This window comes from Rhizobium sp. AN68, assembly GCF_030758035.1.
Lineage (GTDB): Bacteria > Pseudomonadota > Alphaproteobacteria > Rhizobiales > Rhizobiaceae > Agrobacterium > Agrobacterium tumefaciens.
The window spans coordinates 35,085-60,258 of the sequence record NZ_JARWMI010000001.1; the positions used below are offsets into that span (position 1 = coordinate 35,085).

General features: G+C 56.5%; 26 protein-coding genes and 1 pseudogene. 17 read left to right on the forward strand and 10 right to left on the reverse strand.

The annotated features are described in order from the left end of the window. Positions 1-92: 92 nt before the first annotated feature. Positions 93-782 (reverse strand): GntR family transcriptional regulator, encoded by a 690-nt coding sequence (locus tag RBH71_RS00165; protein WP_113556315.1) that lies wholly within the window; start codon positions 780-782, stop codon positions 93-95. A 204-nt stretch (positions 783-986) separates the two neighbouring features. On the opposite strand from RBH71_RS00165, the gene RBH71_RS00170 reads away from it, so the two are divergent. From RBH71_RS00170 to RBH71_RS00200, 7 genes are all read left to right on the forward strand, one after another. After that, positions 987-2,099 carry an ABC transporter ATP-binding protein gene (locus RBH71_RS00170; protein WP_113556316.1) on the forward strand — a complete coding sequence of 371 codons (1,113 nt, stop codon included), beginning with the start codon at positions 987-989 and terminating at the stop codon, positions 2,097-2,099. After that, positions 2,096-2,998 carry an ABC transporter permease gene (locus RBH71_RS00175; RefSeq protein ID WP_113556317.1) on the forward strand — a complete coding sequence of 301 codons (903 nt, stop codon included), beginning with the start codon at positions 2,096-2,098 and terminating at the stop codon, positions 2,996-2,998. The genes RBH71_RS00170 and RBH71_RS00175 overlap by 4 nt, the downstream gene beginning before the upstream one ends. Then, positions 2,988-3,845 carry an ABC transporter permease gene (locus RBH71_RS00180; protein WP_113556318.1) on the forward strand — a complete coding sequence of 286 codons (858 nt, stop codon included), beginning with the start codon at positions 2,988-2,990 and terminating at the stop codon, positions 3,843-3,845. The genes RBH71_RS00175 and RBH71_RS00180 overlap by 11 nt, the downstream gene beginning before the upstream one ends. Before the next feature lie 27 nt (positions 3,846-3,872). Beyond that, positions 3,873-4,955 carry an ABC transporter substrate-binding protein gene (locus RBH71_RS00185; RefSeq protein ID WP_323686941.1) on the forward strand — a complete coding sequence of 361 codons (1,083 nt, stop codon included), beginning with the start codon at positions 3,873-3,875 and terminating at the stop codon, positions 4,953-4,955. 501 nt (positions 4,956-5,456) lie between these two features. Beyond that, entirely contained in the window at positions 5,457-6,113 is a 657-nt protein-coding gene (locus tag RBH71_RS00190; protein WP_113556321.1) for an ABC transporter ATP-binding protein, read from the forward strand. Next, complete coding sequence (locus RBH71_RS00195; RefSeq protein ID WP_162763669.1) at positions 6,113-8,521, forward strand: ABC transporter permease; 2,409 nt, start codon at positions 6,113-6,115, stop codon at positions 8,519-8,521. Before RBH71_RS00190 ends, RBH71_RS00195 begins: the two co-directional genes overlap by 1 nt. Further along, entirely contained in the window at positions 8,511-9,578 is a 1,068-nt protein-coding gene (locus RBH71_RS00200) for a lipocalin-like domain-containing protein (RefSeq protein ID WP_010974398.1), read from the forward strand. The genes RBH71_RS00195 and RBH71_RS00200 overlap by 11 nt, the downstream gene beginning before the upstream one ends. A 517-nt stretch (positions 9,579-10,095) precedes the next feature. Here RBH71_RS00200 and blcR read toward each other — a convergent pair. Further along, on the reverse strand, positions 10,096-10,923 hold the full coding sequence (blcR, locus tag RBH71_RS00205; protein ID WP_010974399.1) for an IclR family transcriptional regulator BlcR: 828 nt from the start codon (positions 10,921-10,923) through the stop codon (positions 10,096-10,098). 55 nt (positions 10,924-10,978) lie between these two features. Between blcR and RBH71_RS00210 the strand changes: the two are divergent. The 3 genes and pseudogenes from RBH71_RS00210 to attM all read left to right on the forward strand — a co-directional run bounded on the left by RBH71_RS00210 (position 10,979) and on the right by attM (position 14,450). Next, positions 10,979-12,432: pseudogene (locus RBH71_RS00210) on the forward strand (NAD-dependent succinate-semialdehyde dehydrogenase). 20 nt (positions 12,433-12,452) lie between these two features. Further along, positions 12,453-13,613 (forward strand): iron-containing alcohol dehydrogenase, encoded by a 1,161-nt coding sequence (locus RBH71_RS00215; RefSeq protein ID WP_323686942.1) that lies wholly within the window; start codon positions 12,453-12,455, stop codon positions 13,611-13,613. 45 nt (positions 13,614-13,658) lie between these two features. Then, on the forward strand, positions 13,659-14,450 hold the full coding sequence (attM, locus tag RBH71_RS00220) for an AttM family quorum-quenching N-acyl homoserine lactonase (protein WP_003517310.1): 792 nt from the start codon (positions 13,659-13,661) through the stop codon (positions 14,448-14,450). A gap of 14 nt (positions 14,451-14,464) precedes the next feature. On the opposite strand, the gene RBH71_RS00225 is transcribed toward attM, so the two are convergent. Beyond that, positions 14,465-14,653, reverse strand: coding sequence for a hypothetical protein (locus RBH71_RS00225; protein ID WP_097169960.1), 189 nt, complete (start codon positions 14,651-14,653; stop codon positions 14,465-14,467). Positions 14,654-14,783: 130 nt separating this feature from the next. After that, complete coding sequence (locus RBH71_RS00230) at positions 14,784-15,500, reverse strand: class I SAM-dependent methyltransferase (RefSeq protein WP_097169959.1); 717 nt, start codon at positions 15,498-15,500, stop codon at positions 14,784-14,786. An 83-nt stretch (positions 15,501-15,583) separates the two neighbouring features. Here RBH71_RS00230 and RBH71_RS00235 point away from each other — a divergent pair, with 83 nt between their 5' ends. Next, entirely contained in the window at positions 15,584-16,348 is a 765-nt protein-coding gene (locus RBH71_RS00235) for an AraC family transcriptional regulator (protein WP_112401587.1), read from the forward strand. A 716-nt stretch (positions 16,349-17,064) separates the two neighbouring features. On the opposite strand, the gene RBH71_RS00240 is transcribed toward RBH71_RS00235, so the two are convergent. After that, positions 17,065-17,493, reverse strand: coding sequence for a GNAT family N-acetyltransferase (locus RBH71_RS00240; protein WP_026330850.1), 429 nt, complete (start codon positions 17,491-17,493; stop codon positions 17,065-17,067). Positions 17,494-17,906: 413 nt separating this feature from the next. Between RBH71_RS00240 and RBH71_RS00245 the strand changes: the two genes are divergently transcribed. Continuing rightward, positions 17,907-18,407: an MgtC/SapB family protein gene (locus RBH71_RS00245; protein WP_323686943.1), complete on the forward strand. Its 501-nt coding sequence runs from the start codon at positions 17,907-17,909 to the stop codon at positions 18,405-18,407. 83 nt (positions 18,408-18,490) lie between these two features. Here RBH71_RS00245 and RBH71_RS00250 read toward each other — a convergent pair whose 3' ends face one another. Together RBH71_RS00250 and RBH71_RS00255 are read right to left on the reverse strand one after the other, a co-directional pair. Further along, positions 18,491-18,895, reverse strand: coding sequence for an OsmC family protein (locus RBH71_RS00250; protein ID WP_003517291.1), 405 nt, complete (start codon positions 18,893-18,895; stop codon positions 18,491-18,493). Positions 18,896-19,116: 221 nt separating this feature from the next. Then, the gene (locus tag RBH71_RS00255; protein WP_097169955.1) at positions 19,117-19,659 is read right to left on the reverse strand and encodes a GNAT family N-acetyltransferase; all 543 of its coding nucleotides are present in this window, start codon (positions 19,657-19,659) and stop codon (positions 19,117-19,119) included. A 217-nt stretch (positions 19,660-19,876) separates the two neighbouring features. On the opposite strand from RBH71_RS00255, the gene RBH71_RS00260 reads away from it, so the two are divergent. Then, on the forward strand, positions 19,877-20,218 hold the full coding sequence (locus RBH71_RS00260; RefSeq protein WP_313594923.1) for a MarR family winged helix-turn-helix transcriptional regulator: 342 nt from the start codon (positions 19,877-19,879) through the stop codon (positions 20,216-20,218). 54 nt (positions 20,219-20,272) lie between these two features. Further along, entirely contained in the window at positions 20,273-21,019 is a 747-nt protein-coding gene (locus RBH71_RS00265) for an SDR family oxidoreductase (protein ID WP_010974415.1), read from the forward strand. A gap of 162 nt (positions 21,020-21,181) precedes the next feature. On the opposite strand, the gene RBH71_RS00270 is transcribed toward RBH71_RS00265, so the two are convergent. The 3 genes from RBH71_RS00270 to RBH71_RS00280 form a co-directional block, all read right to left on the reverse strand. After that, positions 21,182-21,571, reverse strand: a complete 390-nt coding sequence (locus RBH71_RS00270) for a hypothetical protein (RefSeq protein WP_025591457.1) — start codon at positions 21,569-21,571, stop codon at positions 21,182-21,184. Positions 21,572-22,428: 857 nt separating this feature from the next. After that, positions 22,429-22,833: a host attachment family protein gene (locus tag RBH71_RS00275; protein WP_025591460.1), complete on the reverse strand. Its 405-nt coding sequence runs from the start codon at positions 22,831-22,833 to the stop codon at positions 22,429-22,431. Positions 22,834-23,190: 357 nt separating this feature from the next. Next, positions 23,191-23,553, reverse strand: a complete 363-nt coding sequence (locus RBH71_RS00280; RefSeq protein ID WP_113556324.1) for a transcriptional regulator — start codon at positions 23,551-23,553, stop codon at positions 23,191-23,193. 93 nt (positions 23,554-23,646) lie between these two features. Between RBH71_RS00280 and RBH71_RS00285 the strand changes: the two genes are divergently transcribed. The 3 genes from RBH71_RS00285 to RBH71_RS00295 are packed head-to-tail and all read left to right on the forward strand — an operon-like array spanning position 23,647 to position 25,173. Then, complete coding sequence (locus RBH71_RS00285) at positions 23,647-24,186, forward strand: hypothetical protein (protein ID WP_323686944.1); 540 nt, start codon at positions 23,647-23,649, stop codon at positions 24,184-24,186. Position 24,187: 1 nt separating this feature from the next. Next, positions 24,188-24,877: a type IV secretion system protein VirB1 gene (locus RBH71_RS00290; protein WP_097169950.1), complete on the forward strand. Its 690-nt coding sequence runs from the start codon at positions 24,188-24,190 to the stop codon at positions 24,875-24,877. Then, positions 24,874-25,173 (forward strand): TrbC/VirB2 family protein, encoded by a 300-nt coding sequence (locus tag RBH71_RS00295; RefSeq protein WP_013637407.1) that lies wholly within the window; start codon positions 24,874-24,876, stop codon positions 25,171-25,173. The genes RBH71_RS00290 and RBH71_RS00295 overlap by 4 nt, the downstream gene beginning before the upstream one ends. Position 25,174 lies beyond the last annotated feature (1 nt).

Consider the following 25,174-nt stretch of genomic DNA (forward strand, 5'->3'; position numbering starts at 1 on the left):
GGAGGAAGACAGGCACACTGCGCCCGTCATTTGCAATTTTGTTGCAACAAAAATTTGATGAGTCAATATGTGACGTCAATTTTAAGTTCAGGTTATAATTCGTCTGTCACCGATACGGCGTTGCGAAGTTTGCGGTAACCCTCCCTGATATCGTTCTCTATCGCCGCCCGCACGCCGGCCGGGTCTTTGTCAATAAGAGCCTCAATCGCGACCATGTGATTGTGGACACCCTGGCGGTTTTGCGCGTACTCGGGGTAGAGGTTGAGAAGTGTAGGGCCAATGCGCGCCCACAGAGTTTCAATCATGCTGAGCAGGCCGGTCAGTCCGGATAGATTATAGATGGCAAAGTGGAATTCCTTGTTGTGCCACAGAGCATCGTGATACCGGCCCGCCGCTAAATTATCGTTTATAACTCTTTGTATATCAATGAGTTTTCTATTTGTTGCTTCGTCGGGATTCCTTGCTCCGTATTCCGCAGCGGTTCCTTCTAGGGCGATCCTCGTAACGGTGATATCGCGTAATTCCGCCTTTGTGAGCGTCGGAACGATGAGCGTCTTGGGGCCGGAAAAAACAAGTACCGATTCGGTTGTCAGGCGGTTCAACGCGTCGCGCGCAGGCGTCGTGCTCACGTCGAGTTCGCTGGCTATCCCCCGGACAGTAAACTTGTGCCCGGGAGGGTAGCTGCCGCGGATCATTCTCTCCCGTAGCACGTCATAAACCATGCTCCCCATTCGCTGGCCTTGGGCGCCGGTATCGCTCTCATCACGTAAAATGTCGATCATTTTCCCCTCTTGTTCCGTTGACTCACCACATTTTTGATGTCACAAAAATGGAATGCAAAGTTTTTGCGAACGCTATGTGACATCATAAACGCTATTAGCATCTAATCTGTTACGCGTCGCTGGCTTGGCAAGATAATCTTGAAAGCTGCTCCGAGCACTCGTTTTCACGTTCGTCGCGGCATTAAAAAACGGAGGGGTGAGGTATTGATAGGTGAGACTCTAAATCTTGACGGGCTCGCGAAGAGCTATGGCAACGTCGTTGCAGTCGCTGGTGTTGACGTCCGCGTGGAGCCAGGCGAGTTCGTGTCAGTGCTGGGCCCATCTGGGTCAGGCAAGACCAGCGTCCTGACGATGATTGCCGGTTTTGAGCGTCCCACTGCAGGCAGGATCGTGATCGGCGACCGAGACGTGACCGACCTTGCGCCGAATAAGCGAAATATCGGGATGGTCTTTCAGAAATACGCGCTTTTCCCCCATCTCACCGTCCGTCAGAACATTGCTTTCCCGCTAAAGCTCAGATCGCGGTGGCGCTCCGGATGGAAGCAGCGGGCAGACGACATGCTTGACCTCGTTCACCTGGCCGGTTTTGCTGACAGGTTTCCTTCTGAACTGTCGGGTGGCCAGCAGCAGCGTGTGGCGGTCGCACGAGCGCTTGCGTTTGAGCCGCCCGTTATGCTGATGGACGAGCCCCTCGGCGCGCTTGACAAGAAATTGCGTGAAGCCATGCAGTTCGAAATCAAGCGCATCCAGAGACAGGTGGGAGCAACCGTCCTTTATGTAACGCATGATCAGGAAGAAGCGCTGACGATGTCCGATCGCGTTGCGATAATGCAGGGCGGAAATATCGTCCAGATAGGGGCTCCTTCCAGTCTTTACCATGCGCCCGCAACCCGTTTTGTTGCTGATTTTGTCGGAAAAATGAGCTTCGTCGGAGGAGAGATTGTTTCTTTTGAAGACGACGGGATGCTCGTGCGATTGGCCGACGACGTATTTGTCCGGACCGCTTCTGTCGATGCGGCACGGGCGGCACTCCGGCTTGGTGACGAGGTAATTCTTGCCATGCGTCCCGAGAGGATCGCCGTGAAAAAACGAGGTCCTCGAGGTTTTGGGGCAATACCAGCTCAGATCGAGAGTCTTGCATTCGTTGGATCATTCCATGCGTTCATGGTCCGTCTGGACCTGCCTGGATCACCGCTGGTGGAGGTTCAGGTCGTGACCGGAAGTGAGGTAAATTTCCGCGCCGGCGATACGGTCGATCTCGTACCCGACCCGCAGGCTGTAAGCTTTTTTGCAAAAGAGGAGACGTCTGCGGCATGAGCGCTTCTTCACCCGCTTCCAGAGCACTCGCCAATTTACAAAGTGTGATGTTTTCTACGCCCTCTGCAAAAACATATTCCCATGCAGGCGCATTGCTTTTGCTTCTGCCAGCTGCACTCATGCTTTTGACAGGGTTCGTTTATCCTCTGGCAAGGCTCGTCGCACTCAGTATGCCGGACATGAGCCTCGAGCTGTACATCCGCATCTTTCGCGACCCGCTTTATCTAAACGTCCTGTTCTCCACGACGGTCGTGGCACTTGCGGTTATGTGCTGCTGCCTGCTCCTAGGCTTTCCTGTAGCCTACGCGATGGTCCGGCTCAAACACTCCTGGGCCCTCATATTGACGGGATGCGTGCTCATTCCGCTCTGGACATCGGTCCTGGTCCGATCATATGCCTGGATTGTGCTGCTTCAGAGAACCGGCATTATCAACCAGGCACTTCTCTCGAGTAAGCTCATCGACGAGCCCCTGCGCATGATCTACACACAGGGTGCGGTCATCGTCGCAATGACCCATGTCCTTCTTCCCTTCATGATCATGCCTATTTTTGCGGCACTGCGGGCTATCCCTCCGGAGTACGTTCAGGCGGCAATGAATCTTGGCTCAACTCGATTGCACGCCTTTCGCGCAATCATTGTTCCTCTGAGCCTTCCTGGGATATTTGCGGGCTGCGTTATCAGTTTCGTTCTTGCACTCGGTTTCTACGTCACCCCGGCGTTGGTAGGGGGAGCAGGATCGCTCATGATGGCAACGCTCATCGGTCAACAGACGACTGTCCTGCTCGATTGGCCTTTTGCGGCTGCGCTCTCAACCTCACTGTTGGTCGTCACACTTGCCGTCGTAATCATATTTCGAAGAACACTTTCGCTAAGCAAGGGGCTGAACAGTGGCATCTGATAGTTCAACATTTCCGGTCCGGCCTTCTTTGGCGCGGCCACTGCGCAATGCCGTCGGACGGTATCGCAATATCGTACGGATCTATACCGCAGGCTTCTTCGTCTTCCTGATAACGGTATTCTTGATCCTGCCGACATTTCTCGTCATCCCGATGAGCCTGAATGACGGCAGCTACCTTGCGTTTCCACCGCAAGGCCTCACTTTAAAATGGTATAGGGCGTATTTCTCTGATCCTGACTGGATGTCGGCAACATTGTTCAGCCTGCAGGTCGCATTCGCGACAGCTATCGTGGCAACAACCATTGGCACGACAGCAGCGCTAGCGCTCGCAAAGAGCAGATTGCCTTTTAAAGGGCTTCTGCAGAGCCTTGCGCTTGGGCCAATGATCGTCCCGCACGTGGTTCTGGGTGTATCGCTTTACCTGGTGTTCTCACCGTGGAGAGTCACGGGGACGTTTGCAGGCTTTGTTCTCGCGCACACAGTTTTAGCCATCCCCTATGTCATGATCGTGGTGGGTGCTGCGGTTCAGAAGTTTGACCCTTCGCTCGAACTCGCGGCTCTCAACTGCGGCGCAAATCGATTCCAGAGCTTTTTCCTCGTGATTCTGCCTAATATTGGCCCGAGCGTCGCAGCGGCTTCGGTGTTTGCATTTCTGGCGTCGTTCGATGACGCGACGGTTTCGTTCTTCATCTCTGACATTGGCGGGAAGTCGATTGGGCGCAAGATGTTCGAAGATATCGATTTCAATCTCACGCCAGTGATCGCCGCCGCGTCAACCGTGCTCGTCGCGATCTCGCTCGTGCTCATGACGGCGGCGCAACTTCTGACTACTCGAAGCAGACACTAACTCCATATTAACTGAAGAGGATTTGAAATGATCAGATCGGATCAGACGCCGAAGGCTTGCCTGAAATCCGCGTTTTACGTGTTCGTCGCCTTTGCTCTCATGTTCGCTCTTGGGCTTGAAAAGGCGAGTGCCGAGCAACGTGTGGTCATTGCTACTACGGGAGGTACCTACGAAAAGGCCCTGCGTGAAGCGTGGTTCGAGCCCTTCACGAAAGCGACAGGAATAAAAGTCGTCACTGTTTCTGGAACAGATGCGGAGAAGCGGGCGAAGGTCACTGCTATGGTTCAAACAGGCAACGTCACCTGGGACCTTTATCTGGATGGCGAAATCCAAGCTGGATCCGACGCACACTTCGCCATAACGGAAGACCTGTCAGACTTTTGCAAGCAGTTCATTAACAGCACGGACCTGCTGGCCGACTCTTGTACGCGCGGCGGGGCGAAATTGCAGTCAACCTCCACCCTTTTGGCTTACAAATTTAATGAGAACGGCAGCAACCCTCAAACTTGGGCTGACATGTGGGATCTGGCGAAGTTTCCGGGTGCTCGAAGTTTTCCTAATTTTGACGATCCATGGCGAGTGTTGGCCGCAGCATTGCTCGCGGACGGAGTGCCGAGAGAAAAACTTTTCCCACTTGATGTAGATCGAGCATTTCGCAAGCTTGACGAAGTCAGGGACAGTGTACAGGTTTGGTGGAGGACGGGAGATCAAAGCGTTCAGGCGTTTCGCAATGACGAGTATCGCGTTGGACAGATCTGGTTGACGCGCGCGAAGGCCTTGAAAGCAGAAGGCTACAAGATAGGCTGGAGTTACGATGGCGCATTTCTTGTGGGCGATCGCATAGCGCTCGTGCGTGGCGCACCAGATCGGGAAAATGCGCTGAAGCTCATTGAGTTCTGGCTAAGGAATCCTGCGGCGCAGGCCAAAGCCTGCGAAACGCTTTCTTGCACTCCTCCAAGTCAGAAAGCGATTTCGCAGATGTCATCTGAGGCTCGCGCCACCCTCCCATCTGCGGCAGATGTTGAAAACCGGATCATCGTCCCTGATGCACAATGGATCAACGCGAACATGGGCATGCTGGTGCAGCGCTGGAACTCATGGATACGCTGAAAAAACCGAGGGCGCCAAGGCACCTTCCTTGACGCTGCGAGCGGATGCGCAGGCGGCTCTCTTTGGGCGCCTGCGCAGACCGCGTCACCGCGTTCGCAAGACCACAGCAGAGCAAGAGCGGGTTCAGACGTCGCGTCTCTCTTTTATGCAGAAGAGATTTTCGCACGATGAACCCGTCATTGTGTAGTCCACTGTCCGGATGGTGCCGGCTCAGAAATGATCTAAGGTGCCGCGACATACACCGTCACGTTGATCATGTAGTTCGTCGGTCAATGCGGCCCCCTGGAGCCACCATGACTGTCGGAAGGCTACGGCGAGTGTTTTTTGTGTCGGGTGCCATCTCACGCTCGGAACGGGAGGGGGTAGACGCCAGAGGGGAGGGCGACTTTACAGCCAGAAACCGTGCGGTCGTTTAGGCTGCGCGCGGAATATCGGTATCTAAACCGGTTGAGATCCGCCAGCATATCGGTCCATATAGGACGAAGCAGAGATCGAAGAGCCATGGTCCTTTCACTTTCCGGCATCAAGAAATCCTACCAGACAGCCGAAGGCAATATCCCGGTCCTGAACGGCGTCGACCTTTCACTTGAAGCCGGCGAAAGTCTTGCCCTGACGGGGGAATCCGGCAGCGGAAAGAGTACGCTTTTGCATCTGGCCGGCGGCCTTGATTTGCCCGACAGTGGCATCATCACGGTGGGGGGTCGGAAAATAACCGATCTCGACGAGGCCGGTCGAGCGAGCTTCCGACGCCGGGAGGTGGGCTTAATCTTCCAGCAGTTCAATCTCATTCCGAGCCTCGATGTCGGATCCAATATCTCGTTTCACGCCCGGCTGGCGGGCCGTTTCGACCCGGTCTGGGAAAAAAGCCTGGTCGAGGCGCTGGGGATCGGAGAGCTGCTTGCACGCTATCCCGAACAGCTCTCCGGCGGTCAGCAGCAAAGGGTGGCGATCGGACGTACGCTTGCGGCAAGACCGCCCCTCATTCTTGCCGATGAGCCGACAGGTAATCTCGACGAGGCGACGGCTGATATCGTCATCGATATTATGTTGAGACTGACAAAGTCCGCGCAGATCACACTCCTCCTGGTGACCCATTCCAGCCGGCTGGCGGTAAAACTCGATCGGCGTATCGCGCTGAGTGGCGGAAAGGTTTCGTAATGAACTGGACCGCTTTCCGCGCGCTGCTGTCACACTGGCGCTACAGACCGCTTCAGCTTCTCACCCTCATTGTCGGCGTCACGCTTGCAACCGGCCTCTGGTGCGCGGTCCAGGCAATCAATGCCGAAGCCAGAGCAAGTTATGACCGGGCGGCCTCGGTCCTGGCGCAAAACCAGCTGGATCAACTGGTGGCAAAGGACGGCGGCAGAATTTCCTCGCAAACATATGCCCGGCTTCGAAGGGCAGGTTTGCACGTCTCTCCGATCATTGAAGGCGATTACAGGTTTGGTACGACGCGTATCAGGCTTATCGGCATCGACCCCCTGACCATGCCATCCGACGGAATGGTGCCTGCACCATCTGATCCGTCCGGGCTGGTGGAATTCATCCAGACGCCCGGACAGATGATCGTTTCGCCTGCAACGGCCGCTACATTGAAAGATACCTCTGGCCTTTCCCTTAAGGCACGAGCGGATCTCCCCGATGGCGCAGCATTCGTCGATATTTCCACGGCTGACCGCCTGTTGAAACGCAATGGTGAACTGAGCCGGCTTATCGTTTCGCCATCGCAAGACCCCGATCTTCCGACGATCGGAAACATAGCCCCTGAACTTTCCCTCGAACAGGCAAAAAGCAGGCCCGACGTCGCAAGCCTCACGGACAGTTTTCATCTCAACCTGACGGCTTTTGGTTTTCTTGCCTTCGTTGTCGGTCTCTTCATCGTTTATTCCGCAACGGGCCTGTCGTTCGAGCAACGGCGTGGCACGTTCAGGACCATACGGTCGCTCGGGGTCTCGCTTCGCTCCCTGACCGCGATGCTGGTTATCGAAACCGCGCTCTTTGCGCTGGTATCGGGAGCGCTGGGCATTGTCGTCGGCTACGTTGTCGCATCGGCTCTATTGCCGGGCGTGGCCGCGACCCTGCGTGGCCTTTACGGGGCCAGTGTTGCCGGTTCACTCTCGCTGCGGCCTGAATGGTGGATCGCCGGCCTTGCAATGGCGCTGGTGGGGACCGGGCTCTCCTCGCTTCAACATCTCCTCCGCGTCTGGCGGATGCCGATACTGTCCACGGCACAAGGCAGGGCGTGGGCGATGGTGTCCACGAAAAGCCTCCTCCATCAGGCGGCCGCCGGGATGGTTCTGCTTTTTGTATCTGGCGCGCTTGTCCTGCGGGGTAGCGGGCTCATTTCAGGTTTCGCAGTGCTTGCAGCGCTTCTTCTGGGCGCTGCACTCATCCTTCCAACCTTGCTGGCACTGGGCATGAGAGTGGCCGAACACATCTCCGGACACGGACTGACCCGCTGGTTTTTCGCTGATACGCGCCAGCAACTGCCGGGTCTTTCCCTGGCGCTGATGGCATTGCTGCTCGCTTTGTCGGCCAATATCGGGGTCGGCACCATGGTCTCAAGCTTCAGGCAAACCTTTGTGGGATGGCTCGATCAGCGCCTGGCCGCAGAGGTCTATGTGACGGCCCGTGACGAGGCTGAAGCTGCGCGTCTGCGGCAGTGGTTTCCACACCAGGCAAGGGCGGTTCTACCCATCTGGAGTACGGAAGGGGAAATTTCGGGGCAGAAGGTCCGCATCTTCGGCGTCGCTGACGATGCGACATACAGGGATCATTGGCCGTTGATTTCGGGCGCGCCCGCAACATGGGACGAGATTGCGAGCGGGAAGGGTGCACTGGTCAACGAACAGTTCTGGAGGTCAGGAAAGGCGTCGCCCGGCGCAGAGATAGAAATGCCAGGTGGCTGGAAAGCCCGCGTCGTCGGGGTGTTTTCCGACTATGGCAATCCGAGGGGCGAGATCATCATTGGTCTTGATGCCCTCGTCCAGCACTACCCGGACATTGAAAAGCTGAGATACGGCCTTCGCATGGAGCTACAGGAGGTTGCGGGCTTCAGACAACGCCTTATGACTGAGTTCGGCCTGCCCGAAGCCAATATTGTCGATCAGGCCTCGCTGAAACGGCAGTCTGCGGCAATCTTCGAACAGACGTTTGCGGTCACCGGCGCGCTGAATGTGCTCACGCTCGCGGTGGCGGGTTTTGCGATGTTTTCGAGCCAGCTTACGCTCGCTTCGCTTCGACTGCCGCAGCTTGCTCCTGTCTGGGCACTTGGACTTCGTCGCCGCGACCTTGCGATGCTGGAGCTCCTGCGAACTCTTGCGCTATGGCTTGTGACATTCATTGCCGCCATCCCTGTCGGGCTGGGACTGGCCTGGGTTTTGCTGGCAATCATCAATGTAGAGGCTTTCGGATGGCGACTACCGCTGATCCTGTTTCCGCTGGACTGGCTGAGGCTGGGTCTTGTTGCCCTGCTTGCCGCCATCATTTCGGTCCTGATCCCTGTTCGACGGCTTGCTAAAACCGCGCCGGCTGATCTTCTGAGGATATTCGCCAGTGAACGCTAAAGCCATTCTCCTGCTCCTTTGCGCTTCATGCACTTCCTTGCCCACGCCGGTCATGGGGCAAGGCTTTGCGGGCCTCGGGTCAAATGCCGAAGGCTTCAGCATTCCCACACGCGGCGTTGAACTCGTCTTTCCAAAAGACCACAAGCCGCATCCCGGTTTCAAGATCGAGTGGTGGTACGTTACTGCAAATCTGCAGACGGCCGATGGACAGCGCATGGGCGTCCAATGGACACTTTTTCGTTCTGCGCTTGAACCTGTGGAGCGCCCCGGATGGTCCGACCCTCAAATTTGGATTGGCCACGCAGCCGTGACGACTGCGAGCCGCCACCATGTTGCCGAACGGCTGGCGCGGGGAGGCGTGGGGCAGGCGGGGGTCAAAGGCGAACCCTTCGACGCCTGGATTGACAATTGGCAAATGAAGGCAGGGACTGACGACGCACGGGACGACCTCGATCAGATCGATTTGAACGCCAATGGCGAGAGCTTCCGATATCGTCTGAAACTTCAGGCCCACGGGCCTTTGGTGCGTCAGGGGGACAACGGCTACTCGGTTAAATCGGCAGAGGGCCAAGCAAGCTATTATTACTCCCAGCCATTCTACAGTGTCAGCGGCAGCGTCTTTCTTGATGGTGAAACTCATGAGGTAACGGGCGAGGCGTGGCTCGATCGGGAATGGTCGTCGCAACCGCTAGCCTCGAGCCAGACGGGATGGGACTGGTTTTCCCTTCACCTCGCATCCGGCGAAAAACTCATGGCCTTCCGTCTGCGTGACGACAAAAGCGGCTACATCTCCGCCAACTGGATTTCCGCCGATGGCAGGGCGTCTCCCGTCGATCCGGACGACGTTTTGCTCAGTCCGTTGCGAACCGCGGATATCAACGGCAAGAGCGTTCCGGTGGAATGGAGCGTGAAGATACCCAGCCGTGGCCTCGACATAAAAACGAAGCCCCTGAACGAGAAAGCCTGGATGGCGACGTCAACCCCCTACTGGGAGGGGCCAATAGAGTTTGATGGAAGCACATCGGGACAAGGTTATCTGGAGATGACCGGATATTAGCCAGTTCAACTGCGTTTGCCGAGATATCGGCTGCAACAGGTCCCGAGCTTACAGACGCCGCCTCATACGGTCCGGCGAGACACCTAGGACACGCTCCGAAGGAGTCGTCTCTAGTTCCTCGATCTAACGATAAGCGTCGTTTCCACTCTTGCCAGGTTTCCCCGGGTCGGGAACGTACATCTGCCTTCTGGCACTGCAATTGCCGAGAAATTATTGGCAAGTTCGTGGAGACACGCACGAGGTTTTCGCACCGTACCGGAGGGCAATGACCTATGTTGACAACCCTTTGTTCGGCTTCGTCCCAGTTGGGTATCAGGCAACGCGGTGGATGGCGCATCTCCGGACCGAGGTCTTTTCCCTTGGCGCTCAATACATCAACGATGTATTTTTTTGTTTTTGATCCGGAGTGCGCCCGGCGCAGCCGTACTCTGCACGCGGGTTACCTGGGGTATTGGTGCACTGGCCCCTACAGCAAAGCTGGGCTCGTCGGCATCGACCATACCCCTACAGGTTACGACTAGTCTTTCTGCGATCGGTACCCAAGCTTTTCAGAAAGCGCGTTGGCAGTGGTGCGAAGCTCCTCACCAAGGCTAGCGATTTTTTCGTCGCTGGCTTCGCTGCGGATCAGACTGATTGCAATGCCGGCAGATGCGGCTCCCGAGTAATCGCGTATGGCAGCCCCAATGCAAAGCATACCTTCGCGGATCTGACCATCGTCGATGGAGTAGCCGCGAGCGCGCGTCAGAGCCAGTTCCTCTTCAAGCTGCGAAAGGCCAGCAACACTCCTTGATGTCAGAGGCTGTGGAAACTGAGAGAACAGCATCCTCAATTCACCAGGCCCCAGATCGGACAGGAGAATCTTCCCGGTGGCCGTAAATGGCGCCGGCAGACGCATACCGATCCGGAACGTGTGTCCAAGCGGCTGAGCCGAGTTGCGACAGCCGATGTAAACGACTTCGCCACCCTCGCGGACGGTGAGGGTCACCGTGTAGGGATCGAGGTCGTGGCGCTGGGCGAGATGGTCGTTGAATGTCGATACGATATCGAGGTGCGACAGAAAACCATTTGCCCATCTGAGCGAGTGGGGTCCAATACGCAGGGTTCCATCGGCAGATCGCGCCAGAAGATCAAGCTCAGTCATCACCGCAAGCAAGCCATGCGCGCTGCTTTTGGGCAAATCCAGAATGCGTGTCAGCTCGGCGGCTGTAAGGTCCCGCGGGGAACCTGCCACAAGATCCAGAATACGCACGGCGCGTCTGAGTGCTGGTACAGTGTCTGATATTTGCGACGATTGTTGATCTTCAGCCATGCACCTTCCTTGACACACTTGGCCCCTTTGGCCCATAGTTCACTCTAATGATTCAAGTTCAATTAGTTGAACTCTAATGCGGGAGAGGTCGATGATCAAGCTAAAAAATGCGGCGCTGTTGCGTGATGCCTGCCTGGTGAATGGTCGCTGGCTGAAAGCCGCGGATGGCAAGACGATTGCGGTGGAAAATCCCGCCAACTCGATGATCATCGGTCACGTTCCTTCATTGTCGGCAGATGAGGTTGAAGCTGCAGTCGAGTCAGCAGGCAAGGCATTTTCCGAGTGGAGCCGCCGTGCTGCGAAGGACCGCGCTGCCATATTGCGTCGATGGTTTGATCTCATGGTGGCGAACGCTGACGATCTTGGTGCGTTGATGACTGCCGAGCAGGGAAAGCCGTTTGCGGAAGCAAAGGGCGAAGCCCTTTATGCGGCATCTTTCGTGGAATGGTTCGCGGAGGAAGCCAAACGTGTTTATGGCGATACCATTCCTTCGCCGACCACGGACAAGCGCATTACCATCCTGAAGCAGCCGATCGGCGTCTGCGCCGCGATCACGCCATGGAACTTCCCGGCCGCGATGATCACCCGCAAGGCGGCCCCGGCACTTGCCGCAGGCTGCGCGATGATCGTCAAACCGGCTGAGCAGACCCCTCTCACCGCACTTGCTCTGGGTGTTCTCGCCGAAGAAGCGGGCGTTCCCGCCGGTGTCTTCCAGGTGGTGACGGGCGCCGCACGCGATATCGGCAAGGTGTTTACCGAAAGCGACACGGTGCGAAAGATCTCCTTTACCGGATCGACTGAAGTCGGTCGTCTGCTGATGGCGCAATCGGCCCCGACGATCAAGAAACTGTCGCTGGAACTTGGTGGCAATGCGCCTTTCATCGTCTTTGATGATGCCGATCTGGATGCGGCCGTTGAGGGCGCGATCGTGTCGAAATACCGCAATGCCGGACAGACCTGCGTGTGCTCCAACCGGATCTATGTCCAGGATGGTGTTTACGACGCATTCGCGGAAAAGCTGGTCAAAAGGGTCGAAAGCCTGTCCGTCGGTGAGGGCACGGAACCTGGTGTTCTGATAGGTCCACTGATCGACCAGGAGGCCGTGGCAAAGGTCGAGGATCACGTTGCTGATGCCCTTGGCAAGGAGCAAAGATCGTCATCGGTGGAAAGCGTCATGCTCTTGGAGGCACATTCTACGAACCAACGGTTCTGACTGGTGCAACCCAGGCCATGAAGGTTGCCCGTGAGGAGACCTTTGGACCCGTCGCCCCGCTCTTTCGGTTCGGGACGGAAGACGAAGCGGTCGCCATGGCGAACGACACCGAATTTGGTCTGGCGGCCTATTTCTACACCGAGAATGTCCGCCGGACATGGCGTGTCGCAGAAGCGCTCGAATACGGCATGGTGGGCCACAATACAGGCCTCATCTCCAACGAAGTCGCACCATTCGGTGGCGTGAAGCAGTCCGGCTTGGGCCGCGAAGGCTCGCACTACGGCATCGATGAATATCTTGAAATCAAATACCTGTGCTCGGCCATCGGCTGAGATCACGCTGGGAGGATCAGATGACCATCAACCCTTTCGAATTCCGCACCGTTCCCTCCATGCAGGTTGCCTGGGGTGGCGCCCATCGCCTCGGAGAGATTCTTTCCGGCAGGTTTCAGGCGCGCAAGGCGCTGCTGATTACCGATGCAGGTCTCATCAAGGCCGGCCTCATCAAGCCGATTGCTGACGCCCTTGCGGCCAGCGGCTTTAACGTCACGATCTTCGACAAGGTCGTTGCTGATCCGCCAGAGCATATCGTTGCCGACTGCGTCGAGTCCGCAAGGCAGATCGGCGTCGATATCGTCATCGGTCTTGGCGGGGGCTCATCGCTCGATATCGCCAAGCTCGTGGCTGTCCTTCTGGTCTCCGACCAGACGCTTGCCGACATGTACGGGATCGGCAACGTAAAGGGATCACGCCTGCCGCTCGTGCTGGTGCCGACCACGGCCGGTACAGGTTCGGAAGTCACAAACATCTCGATCATCACCACGGGCGAAACCACCAAGATGGGGGTCGTTTCCCCGCAGCTTTACGCTGATTTCGTTCTTCTGGATGCTGAACTGACGGTGGGACTGCCGCAGCTCCATACGGCTGCCACCGGTATCGATGCCATGGTGCATGCCATCGAGGCTTACACCAGCAAACACAAGAAGAACCCGCTATCAGATGCTCTGGCGCGCGAGGCACTGCGGCTGCTCGGTGCAAACCTGATCGCCGCCTGCAGGAACGGGGCCGACCGGAAAGCCCGTGAAGGCATGCTTTTGGGTGCGACATTGGCAGGTCAGGCTTTCGCCAACTCACCGGTGGCCGCCGTCCACGCGCTCGCTTATCCGCTGGGCGGCCATTATCACGTGCCACACGGGCTTTCCAATGCCCTGATGCTGGGGCCGGTTTTACGCTTTAACGCGAAGGCTGCAGCGTCGCTTTATGCGGAGCTTGCCGACGTGCTGGGTGTTCCGGGTGAAGGGGATGCGGCAACCCGTTCGGATGCGTTCGTTCAGCATATGGAAACGCTGATGGACGAAAGCGGCGCGCCGCGGCGTCTGCGCGATGTCGGCGTGACGGACAACACGCTCGCCATGCTTGCGTCCGACGCAATGAAACAGAGCCGTCTGTTGGTCAATAATCCGGTCGAAGTCCGCGAAGAGGATGCGCTTGCGCTCTACCGCGAGGCGTTCTGACCCATTTCTTACAGCGATATCTTCAGTTCCAAGGGAGGAAAACGAGTGACCGATATCAGACTTTACATGCTTCAGTCGGGTACGCTGAAATGCAAGGTACACAACATCAAGATGAACCAGGGGAACGGTGCGGACTATGAGATCCCCGTTCCGTTTTTCCTGATTACCCATCCGGCCGGGCACACCGTGATCGACGGCGGCAACGCGATTGAAGTTGCAACGGATCCGCGTGGCCATTGGGGCGGCATCTGCGATGTCTATTGGCCAGTGCTGGACAAGGACCAGGGCTGCGTTGACCAGATCAAGGCGCTTGGTTTCGATCCGGCCGATGTCAAATATGTTGTGCAGTCGCACCTGCATCTCGATCATACCGGCGCCATCGGTCGCTTCCCCAACGCAACCCACATCGTGCAGCGCTCTGAATATGAGTATGCCTTTACGCCCGACTGGTTTGCTGGCGGCGGCTATATCCGCAAGGACTTCGACAAGCCGGGTCTGAAGTGGCAGTTCCTCAACGGTACGCAGGACGATTATTACGACGTTTACGGCGACGGCACGCTCACCACGATCTTCACGCCCGGTCACGCGCCCGGCCACCAGTCCTTCCTGGTGCGCCTGCCAAACAGCAAACCGCTTCTCCTGACGATCGATGCTGCCTACACACTGGACCACTGGGAAGAGAAGGCTTTGCCTGGCTTCCTTGCCTCGACCGTTGACACGGTCCGTTCTGTTCAGAAGCTCCGCACCTATGCCGAAAAGCACGATGCGACAGTCGTCACCGGCCATGACCCTGACGCCTGGGCGAACTTCAAGAAGGCTCCCGAATTTTACGCGTAAATAGAACGCGCAGGTCAACGGCCAGATACGGCGAGGTTGCATGCAGCCTCGCCGATTTTTATCATATGAGCCAAGGGCACCGAGCCGAGCGGGGTCGTGTATTTCGGCGCATCGGCCTTTTCCGGATATACGCCTTCGTTCAAGTCGCTCGCGTTGTCGCTCAAGGCCTGAAAGCTATCCTCTAGCTGCGCGAGTGTGCTCATACGGCGTTTTTCGCCCCGGCGTTACGTTGAGCCATCAGGGTTCCGGCTGACAATTTGCCAATACCGGATGGCTTAGAGTGAACTTGTCTCTTTGATCCAAACTGTCTGCAAATGGAGCAGATTATGGCGCTCACTTAGCGTTCCCCACGTGTCGGGCAAGCCATGCTCCCCAAAACAGGCTTGCAAAAAACCGAAGCGGTTCGTTGAAACCAACGCCCTCCAGCAACGAAATGACCTCGTCTTCCGATCGGGGTGGCTCCGCGCCCTGCAGAATCTTGCCCATTTTGGTCTGGACCTCTTCAGGCCCGGCGCCGTTCATACGCCAGCGTGCTGCCCAGGCTGCCATGAGCAGGGGCTGAGACGCATATGCCCGATAATTCCCCGCCACAATCAGGGGCGCGTCAGGATACAGCCGCATTGCAATCTGCGCCAGAACATCCTGCTTTGCGGCGTTCCCTGGCAAATGGTGCAGCACGCCGATCATGATTGCAGCGTCAAACGATGGAGCTCTATCCAGATCGGAGACGGTACCGAGGACGGTCTCCACCCGGTCAGACACTTCGGCCCTGACCAGATGATCGCGTGCGAGGTTGAGCATCGGTGCTGAAGGATCGACGGCGACAAAGGACCATTGCGGTTCCAGCCGAGCGGCGGCGATGATTTCGCCCGCCGTACCGCCGGCCCCGACAACCAGCACACGTGCCGCCGTTCCTTCGCCCAGAGCTGCAGACAGCATGCAGGCGGAAAGCTCGTGGCAGGCGTCATATCCTGCCAGCGCTATCCTGCTCTGTCGTGCGTATTCCCCTGCGCGGGAGGCGTCAAATTTGGCTGCAGAATCCTGTGTCATGCTGTCTCTTGTCTGTTTAGACGTGCTGGCGTGCTTCGCTCAAGGAGGATACAAGATTTGCGATCAGGAAAGGGAGGAAATACATGACTGAAAGTTCAGATTCCGGGCGAAAACATGATCGGTTGACGGCTTTCCTGAAAGCCTTTCATCTTGGCGCATCACGTTGCGATTGTGCTGAAGCCGCTAACCTCCTGATCATCAATGTCCATGGCGCAGGTGAACCGACCCATCTGCTTTATCGCGCCAGATCCACGGCGTCGCTGCCGGATGGCGCAGTTATATGCGCTGGCGCCACAGTGGATTTTGGCGGTAGTGCCAATCCGTTGGTCGGTGCACTGCCAGACGAATTGTGCCTTTCACTGGCCAACGAACCGGAATTGCGCGGTTTGTCTCAACTGATGGTGGCCGAAGTCGAGGTCGCCCGCTGTGGTGGCGGTACTATCGAGGCGCGTCTATGCGAGATCATCGTCGTGCTTGCGATCCGCAAGGCAATAGCGATCGGCACGGTCGATGCGGGATTACTGGCGGGTCTGGCGCACCCCGCACTGCATCCCAGCCTTGTGGCCATACATGACAATCCGGCGCGAAATTGGCGGATTGCGGACCTTGCCGCCATAGCGGATATGTCGCGCGGACAATTCATTTCCACCTTCACGCAAACCGTTGCCCAGTCGCCTATCGCCTACATGAATAGCTGGCGCCTGGCGCTTGGACGAGCAGAACTGCGCGCCGGACGAAGTGTCAAATCGGTCGCCGCCGGGGTCGGCTTCGGCAGCGCCGCCGCATTTTCCCGCGCCTATTCCCGCAAGTTCGGCTCACCGCCGGCCCAGAGCAAACCACGAAAATGAGGCAGAGGATCTTAATTCCCTACAGCGCTTCGGCCCTCTCGGCCAATACTGAGGCCACTTTCCAGGGCACGCCCGCCGATGCTCGTGTCGAGTGGCACAATCTGGGAGAGTTTCCCAGAGGAACGTTCGATTTGGCGACCGTCATGTTTCTCACACGAGATCTTGGGGAAGCTGCGAGCGCGGCATAAGGACGGAGCGCAAGGCAAGCTTTTGGATTAGCTGCTCGCGGCGGCTTTTGGGCGTTGGCGTTCTGGCGCCAAACGGCCAGAATGGGATCGGGTCTGGCAAGCTGGCAAAGCAGCTTCAATCGGTCGTTGGCCCGCATTAAGTTCACGGAAGCTTTCGTTCGCTAAACCAGCCGATCCTCACAGACGCATCGGTTCACCTTTGAATGCGAGCTAACCAATGGCGTCGACGAGGCGACCCATCGGTTCCTCTTCAGGCGCGCGATCGACTTGCGCGAGAACGCGGAAATGGCAACGCTGCTCTATTGCATGCGTCGTTACCTTTACAGCTAAGGCCCCCCCGCGATGATTGCTTCCGGGAAGTCAGCCCGCATAGTGAACGGCGGTAATGGGGTCGGCTCCGCCCAGTCGGCAAAGCGCCTTCGTGTCGGTCACAGAGGCCATCATGGGACGCGCCTGAAAGCAGGCAACGCTTCGCAGCGGCGTAAAACGTCACCTGTGCGCCAATTGCGGCCGTCTTGCAAGCTCGTTTCAAGGTTCAGCCGAAGTAACCCGATATGCCATTCCCAGCGATCGCGGAGCAGTTTCTTTGAAGCCAAATTTTTCGTAGAGTTTGTTCGCCGGAACGTCGGCGATCAGACTGACATAGGCCGAGACGGGCAGCTTTCGCGAGACATACGACATGATTGTCTGCATGATGGTTTTCCCCAGTCCTCGTCCCTGATGGTCGGGATGAACAGCGATGTCGACAACCTGGAAAAAGCAGCCTCCATCGCCGATCAATCGCCCCATCCCGATTGCCGCGCCTCGATGCATGACAACGACCGAGTAAACCGTACCCGTTAGCCCTAACCGGGCAGCCTCTGGCGAAAACGCACTTAGCCCGGCGACAGAACGAAGATGCAGGTACTCTTCTACTGTCGGCAAACGGGACGCGGTGCTGTATTGCGATTGTTCCATCTTATCGGACGCTTTCCAAATTGAGCCCATAAAGTAGCGATTATTTGCCACTCCAAACAGGGTCAGTTGTCAATGGACGTTCAGGACCGAGCTCGACTTCCTCTCCGGGCCGAAGGTCGTCTTCCGCTTCGCGCCTTCATTCCAGTCACAGACACCGTGTTTGCCCGTACCTAAATGCAGACATGGCTTTACATCCCGGTGCTTGCTGCTTGCGCTCGCACGAGCAATCGCTCCGCTGGACGGTTGGGGGAAGGCATCCCGCGGCAATTGACGGTGCGAGACGGCTGTTATTCCCCCTATCGGCACGAAAGTTACCCTCACGGGTGACGATGGCGGCAGTGAAGTTGCCAACGCAGCGTTTGTATGGCACCTCGTTTACATGCCAAATTTGCGAACGACATAAGGATGCGACCGTGGGAGACGAAGTTTGGGGGACGTTAGTCAAAGAATTCTCTGATGTTCCAGATGCGTCGGTCATAACTCGCATCACTGTGCGCCTTGTGATCGCGGCGGTACTCGGTGGGGTTCTCGGGTTCGAACGCGAGAGCAAGGGCAGAAGTGCTGGCTTGCGGACTCACATGTTGGTTGCCGTAGGTGCTGCACTTTTCGTTTTAGGTCCACTGCAGAGCGGCATGCAGATCGGCGATCTGTCACGGGTACTGCAGGGTGTCGTTCAAGGAATAGGCTTCCTCGGCGCGGGTGCTATCATAATCCGCTCGGCGCAGCGGGAGGTAGAAGGGCTCACCACAGCGGCCAGTATCTGGGCGACAGCCGCGATTGGTGTAATTGCCGGCCTGGGAATGGAGGTGACGGCCGTCTTATCGACCGCGATCGTCTTGGTCATTCTCGCAGCGGTGCCTCACATCTTGCCCACGCCATCCGAGACGGACTCAAAGTCTAGTGGGGACGATTGACCGTAGGACGACAGCGAAGATGTTTCGGCCTCAACTCAATCTGTAGCAGGTACCGCGAAAAGGCTGAAAAGCGCCAAAAACGGTCATGCGACCTGTATTATCGTCGGGATCCCGCGATTGAGGGAGTTGGCGACTGTGCACACCGACCACGCATGATCGATCAAGGCTTTCGGATCGGAGCCGTCCGATGTCTCGCACTTTACAGATAGCACGGCTTTGGTGGCGACCAGCGGTACACCCTCTAGGTCAAGTGTCACTGTTACGGCAATTTGTTCGATTTTCACGCCACGTTCATGGGCGACATAGCGTAGGTCATTACAGTAGCAGCCTCCTATTGCTAGAGCGAGCATTTGGCCGCCATTGAAACCGAGACCCAATCCCCCGGCCTTGCCTTCCGGCCGATCGATGACCACCGTATGGCCGCCAGCCCAACCCATCGCTGCCTCAGTGCCGGCGACGTTCCGCAACTCGATGACCGACCGCACCATCACATAACTCCGTCCATGTCTGAGCTTTGCAAGTTCGTGGCAAACGTTGGCGTGGTCAACTGTGTTTTCGAACCTGTTCTTTAAACGATGAGGTTTGAGGCCGCTCGGGGCGGCGGCCAATTTGGCGAGAGTGCACCAGAAGCGGCCGTTCCGGCAACGGAGAGTCCAACTTGTGGCTGGGTGCCGTTGGAGTTAAGGAATGCCCGCAATTTCGGGAAATGCTACACTTCTGATGTCCACCATGTCGAAGCTAATGAAAGGTTGGCTTGGCTCAATAACGCAGTTTTGGCGGCATCCCGTTGAGCGCCAACTACCACAAATTGTGCGAACCCCCGCCGATTTAGCTCCGATTTTGCGCGCTGTAACAATGCTGCACCCGCATCGTGCCAACGATCTTTAGCAGCAACGCAGAAGTCATCGATCAAAGCGGTCGCCCCACCCGGATCGTATACTTGCGGAGTTGGAAACTCTCGCGCGATAAGAAAACCGACGATCAGTGTGTTCTCAACGGCGACAAGAGACACGTTGTGCTCATCAGAGAACAGTTTTTCAAACCATGAAAGAGTCGAAGCAGCTGAGTTAGCGGCTTTCTTCCAAAAGCGCGGCTCGTAGTTCTCGTATTCTTTGCGTCTTGCTTCGACAAGCTCCACGCACCGGAGCGCATCCTCTTTCGAGGCATTCCTAATTTGCATCTGGCTAACCTTGTGGCTGCATTCATCTGCGATGGCAGCCAGTACAGTGTGGCGAAACACCTCTGTCAACATCTGCTATGGGCCAACGGCCGACTTGGCGCGGAAGCGCCAAAAGCGGTCATCGCATAAATTCAAGGAATGCCTGTTCTAAGGTATATGGCTTACGTCCTCCGAGCAGAAATGCTTAATTCCAGGAATGACAGAACCTACGCCCGAACAAATCGAAAAACTCGCTACCGCCTTTGAGCGCTTTACCCGTCGTTTCAAGGTCGCGGAGGCAGCGGCAGTCATGCAAAACTCGCTCAACCCCCTCGACATTCAGGCGCTTCTTTTCATTGATGAGCATCCCGAGTGTAATCTGGGGGATGTAGCCCGGCATCTTCAGGTCGCGCTGACGACAATGTCGTCTTCGGCCGACCGGCTGGTCCGTCGGGAGATGATTGAACGGCAGCGGCCAGAGGCAAACCGCAGGTCGGTGGCTCTGACAATCACGGACAAGGGGCAGCAAGTGGTCGCAGGCTATATCGATGGATATCGAGCCTCCTGCAAAGCGATGCTGCGGGCGCTTGATACCGTTGACCAAACCGAATTTCTGAGGATTACCCAACAGATCGCAAAATACGAAGGTTGAATATTACGAATATCGTAGTATGTCTCTGACATCGAAATGATCAGGGACGTCATCATGACCCACACACCGCCCACTGCACTCGTCACAGGAGCAAACAAGGGTATTGGCCTCGCCATCGCACGGCAGCTTGGCGCAGCCGGACACACGGTCTGGCTGGGGTGCCGAGATATGTCACGGGGTGAGATGGCAGCTTTCGAACTGAGAGAAAACGGGGTTGACGCCCGTGCAGTGCAACTCGATGTTACGGACGATGCGAGCGCGTCCAGTGCCGCCAAAACTATCGAGAGTGAAGTCGGGCATCTCGACGTTTTGGTCAACAACGCCGGGCTCATGTTTGGTTCGCCTCCCTCTCTTGCCGAGGAGTCAATTGACGAGATTCAGCAAATGTTCAACACTAACGTTTTCGGGGTGATGCGCGTCACTCAAGCCTTTTTGCCGTTGTTGCGCAAATCGAAGGCGGCCCGGATCGTAATGATGAGCAGCGGCCTCAGTTCGTTGACGGATGCCTTGGACATGCGGAGCGAAACATGGACGGTCGGTTTTGGCGGATACTGCGCCTCAAAGACTGCACTGAACATGTTGACCGTCAAGCTTGCGAAGGAGCTTGATCGGGAAGGGATCAAAGTGAATGCGGTAGACCCCGGCCTGACATCGACTGATATGACAGGCAACGGACCGGGGCACTCACCTGAAGATGGCGCACGCCCCGCATTCGCTCTAGCAACGACGCACGCATATGGACCGACAGCAGGGTTCTACGCTTGCGCTCCATCAGGCGAACTTGTGCAAAAGAGTTGGTGAGACGCATTCAGCGATTATGGGATGCGGGCCGACCGGTTCCGCATCTCAATGTCTCCTTCGGGCCGACAGGAGACGCTCTGCCGCAAGAAGAATTGCCGTCGGCTTTTCCGTCATCCCCGTTGCTCGGTTTCTTGCTATTTTTCGCTGAGTGTGTGTTGAACCTTACATCCTGCGCTCGGTACTCTTAAGTGAGCTGGAGAGCCCGGAAACGCGACTGGCCTCACGCTGCTGCAAGACGTGCCGGGATTCGGCCAGTATCTCGCGATACCTTTGGATCTTGGTTGCTTTCATCCTGAATAAGTCGTCGACTGATACCGTTGCCTGCTGCACCGGAAAAGCCACTTCGTTTTCCAGAAGGTCGAGCAAAAGGTTTCGCATCACTGCGTTTTCTTCTCGAAGTTTCGCGAGCTCAATAGCCTTCCCACTCGACTCAAATTTCCGTGCGATAGCTTTGTCAATATCGTGTTCGACAAGCAGAATCTTGGCGGCATAATACCGGCAAGCAAAGAATGCTGTGACGAGCGCGCATAACGCGATGACAATGTAGATCATTTCGACCTCCAGGTTATCCTGAAAGTCGATATTCGGAAGCCGGATTTCAATACGCGAGTCACTCAGAAAACCAAAATGGCTCCTCTTTGATGAGGAACCGGGGCCGTAAACGTATCAAGTTAATCGTAATTGAAACGGTGGCTGTCAGACGCTTCGATCTTACATATTTTGGCGTCTTATTACCTTAACAGGGAGGTCGCCTTCCTCACGGGGTATGCGAGAGGCTCACCATTTTCCAAGATGAAACCCATACGGTACATGCATCTGCGCATTTCGGGAGAGCCATACGCACCTGCATAAATTCCGACGGGGTGGTATGATGGGTAAGATTCAAAACTGCATCTGTCGAATGCTGACCGATAGGCGATCTCACGTACGTAGTCACCCGTCACCGGAACCGTACCGTAAAGATGCCATTGAGTCCGCGCTTCCGCGACTGCTGCCGTGAAGGTAACGCCCAGGATCACGCTCAGAGCCAGCTTGAGTTTCATGACACGCCTCCAAATAAACAATTATGACGAGCAACGGAGATTTCGTCCGGTTTGTTCCCTCGCTCAGACGCAGCTGGGCAATTGTGGTCTCGTCGCCCTCACGGTCGGAGTGCATGCCACTTTCTTTTCCCCTTTGGGCCAATTCGGGAGTGACGTCAGCTTTGCGCCTCCGTACCGGCTATTCAGATCAGTCCCGCCATCTCCTAAAATAAGACGTAAGCAAAAAGTCGCGGCGTCGTTCCTGTCAGGAACAAACTAGCGAAATTTGGAAACACTACATTGTTGCCGATTCGCTACATTCCCAACGACCGCTAAGCAAAAACCCCGCCGGGGATGGCGGGGCCGATCACGCCGTTTATGCAGGATTTAAGCGATAGTGAGTGCTTTCTCGATATCCTGCACAGAATGGCCAGTCAGATCTTTATCCAGTTCTCCAATAAGAACGTCCGACAACGACTTATGGTAGCCCTTGCGCATCTCGCCCAGTGTGCGCGGTGCCGCGATAATCACCAGACTTTTGATCTTGCCCTCAAGCACCTGCTTGTTCAGCATATCCGTAACACCCGCACCAAACCCGTCTTCGTCTTGCTGACTATCGTCAGGATTAGCCGAGCTACTGGAATGTCGGGCGCCGGAAGAGATCTTCGAGCTGTCGATCGCCGGATCTGGCAACGCAGTCAGATTGACAGTCGCCGCATCTCCGTCGTTCCGAAAAAGGCTAAGCTTTTCGCCATCGGCAACGGCAACGACCGTGTTCTGCGGAAGGTTCATGTTGATCTCCTTGGTGAGCAGCTCGAGCCCAGATGACCGACCCTGCTTGTTTCTGTCAGAAAATAACCCCGCTACAGACTATCCGTTCCGCAGTCGGCCCGACAAAACTACAGGATTGGCGTATCGCCGTGATCAGTCACCCCAGCAAATGCTTGATGCCGGCCTCGCGCCATCGCTGTGGCAGAGGGTCAGTCGAGGCTGCTGTACCAAACGCAGACCCCTGGAACGAACTTGGCAGTATGCATCTGCAGCGAAAATCTTCGCGATAATGCTGGTGAGCGGTACGGCATGGACATGCCGACCCTTTAATCTAAAGCGGCGTCCACATTAATACCGTATAAAACATACTTGGTAAAATCAGGCATTTCCGGCCGCCGCGGCACCACCAAGCGCGGCAAAAACCTGCGGGGAAAACTCAAACTGTCGAGCCGTTCCTCGTCCCATTGAGTTTCTTCCCAGCGTTTCCGTAAGGATGCCCCGTCGGACCAAGAGTTCAATGGTTTCGATCACCCCACCACGCGTCATACCGGTAATATCAATTATATTTGAGAGTGTTAACTTCTGATGCGCCTGGTGCATCAGATAGAGAATATTCATCATGCCGATCTGTTTGATGCGCGACTGCGCCGATTCACCATCGATCGGCTTCTCTAGGATTTCACGCACCGCAAATACGGACAAGGCCTGACTCTGCCATCTTTCACTTAAATTGCTTGCCATCGTTTTAACTATCTATTATCTGCATAGTCAAATAGTTGAGACGAGTCGCCGTTCAGTTGAGGCGGACATTTAGGAAGACGGAGGGTAGGGGGCATGAACGGCCTTTTCTTTCGAATGATCATAGCAGCGTCAGGGTTCGTTTCACTCTATACCATTTCGGAGCGAAGCGCTCGTGCCGACGAATGGGGGTGCCAGGTTATCCTGTGCTTATCCAATCCCGGCGGTCCGACCCAGTATGGGGAATGCAGGCCGCCCGTCGAGAAGCTTTGGAGGTGGTTGGCAAAAGGGCGTTCGTTTCCAACTTGCGCGGGCGTGGGTTTTCAGACCTCTCGCCCTTTTTACGAACCATATTACTGCAACGCCGGCTACCGCTTATCTGCTGGCTACGGTCCCAGCGGACGTGACGCGACGTGCATTTCCACGTCACTGCAAGCCGTGAGCGACAGCTTTTGCCGGCGAGATCGAGACGGTGGCGATCCGAACAAAGGCTCTGTCACGTCACCGAGGTGGCAAAGGGTAGACGGGCGATACCAATGCCTGGCCAATACCGTGGCGCGACCCCTGGTCCGCGAGAAACCTCGATACGTCGATGTGACGATTGAGGGCGTCGGCACGCAGAGGGTGTGGTTCTGACATGCCCGTTGTCTTCTCAGATCTTGCGCAGACCTGCGCACCCTTCGTTGCATCGGAGGCACTTGCGGGTGTGGTCAGCCCCGAAAGCCGGTTCGCTCCGTTCACCATCAGGATCAACAGTCGTGCACCGCTCGGGCGGCAACCTGCGACCAAGGCCGATGTAATCGAAGTCGCCGCATCCTCGGAGGCAACATGCCATGACATACACATTGGTCCCGACGGGGTCGGGCCGGAAGAACTGCGCAGATTGAACCTCTCGATACCAGCCGCTTTCGCTCGCTGCCTTAACCTGAAAGCTCCAGCGACGCCATCCGACGGCTATTGCTGCCTCTCGGTGAAGGTGGGTGCTGACAGTCCCAGGGCCGAGCAGGTGCTGCAATCCTGCTATGGACGTGACGATCCGTCGGTCGGGGGCGTGGTCAACTATGGCGATCAGGTTCGCCGCGAAATCGAACGGCTCGGACCGACAGTGGCTCGATTTACAATGGGCGACACGGGAAAAGGGTTGCAGACAAACGTGTCGGCGAATTCTTCCCAAGCAGACGTCGTTGCCGAAGTGGTGGCGGAAAACACTCCGGGGGAAGCACACGCGATCTCGGCGGCGTCCGCGTGGGACGTCTTCAAGACCCGAAGCCGTTCATCCGTCCTGGTGTTTCAAGACAATCAATTGGAATTGGAGCAGAGTGAATGATAATCAGTTCCCGGATCAGACCCGTCGTCGCTTCGTCCGTCATGGCTGCCGCCATTGTAGTGACGATGGTTGAGCCCGCCTTCGCGCAAGCCGCTGGCATCGAAACCGTCCTGCAGAACATCGTCGACATGTTGACGGGAAACATTGCCAAGCTTCTCGCTGTGATTGCGGTCATCGTCATCTGCATCGCCTGGATGTTTGGTTATATGGACCTGAGGCGAGCGGGCTTCTGGATCATCGGAATTGGCGGCATCTTTGGCGCCACCGAACTCGTCAACACCATCGTCGGAGCCTGAA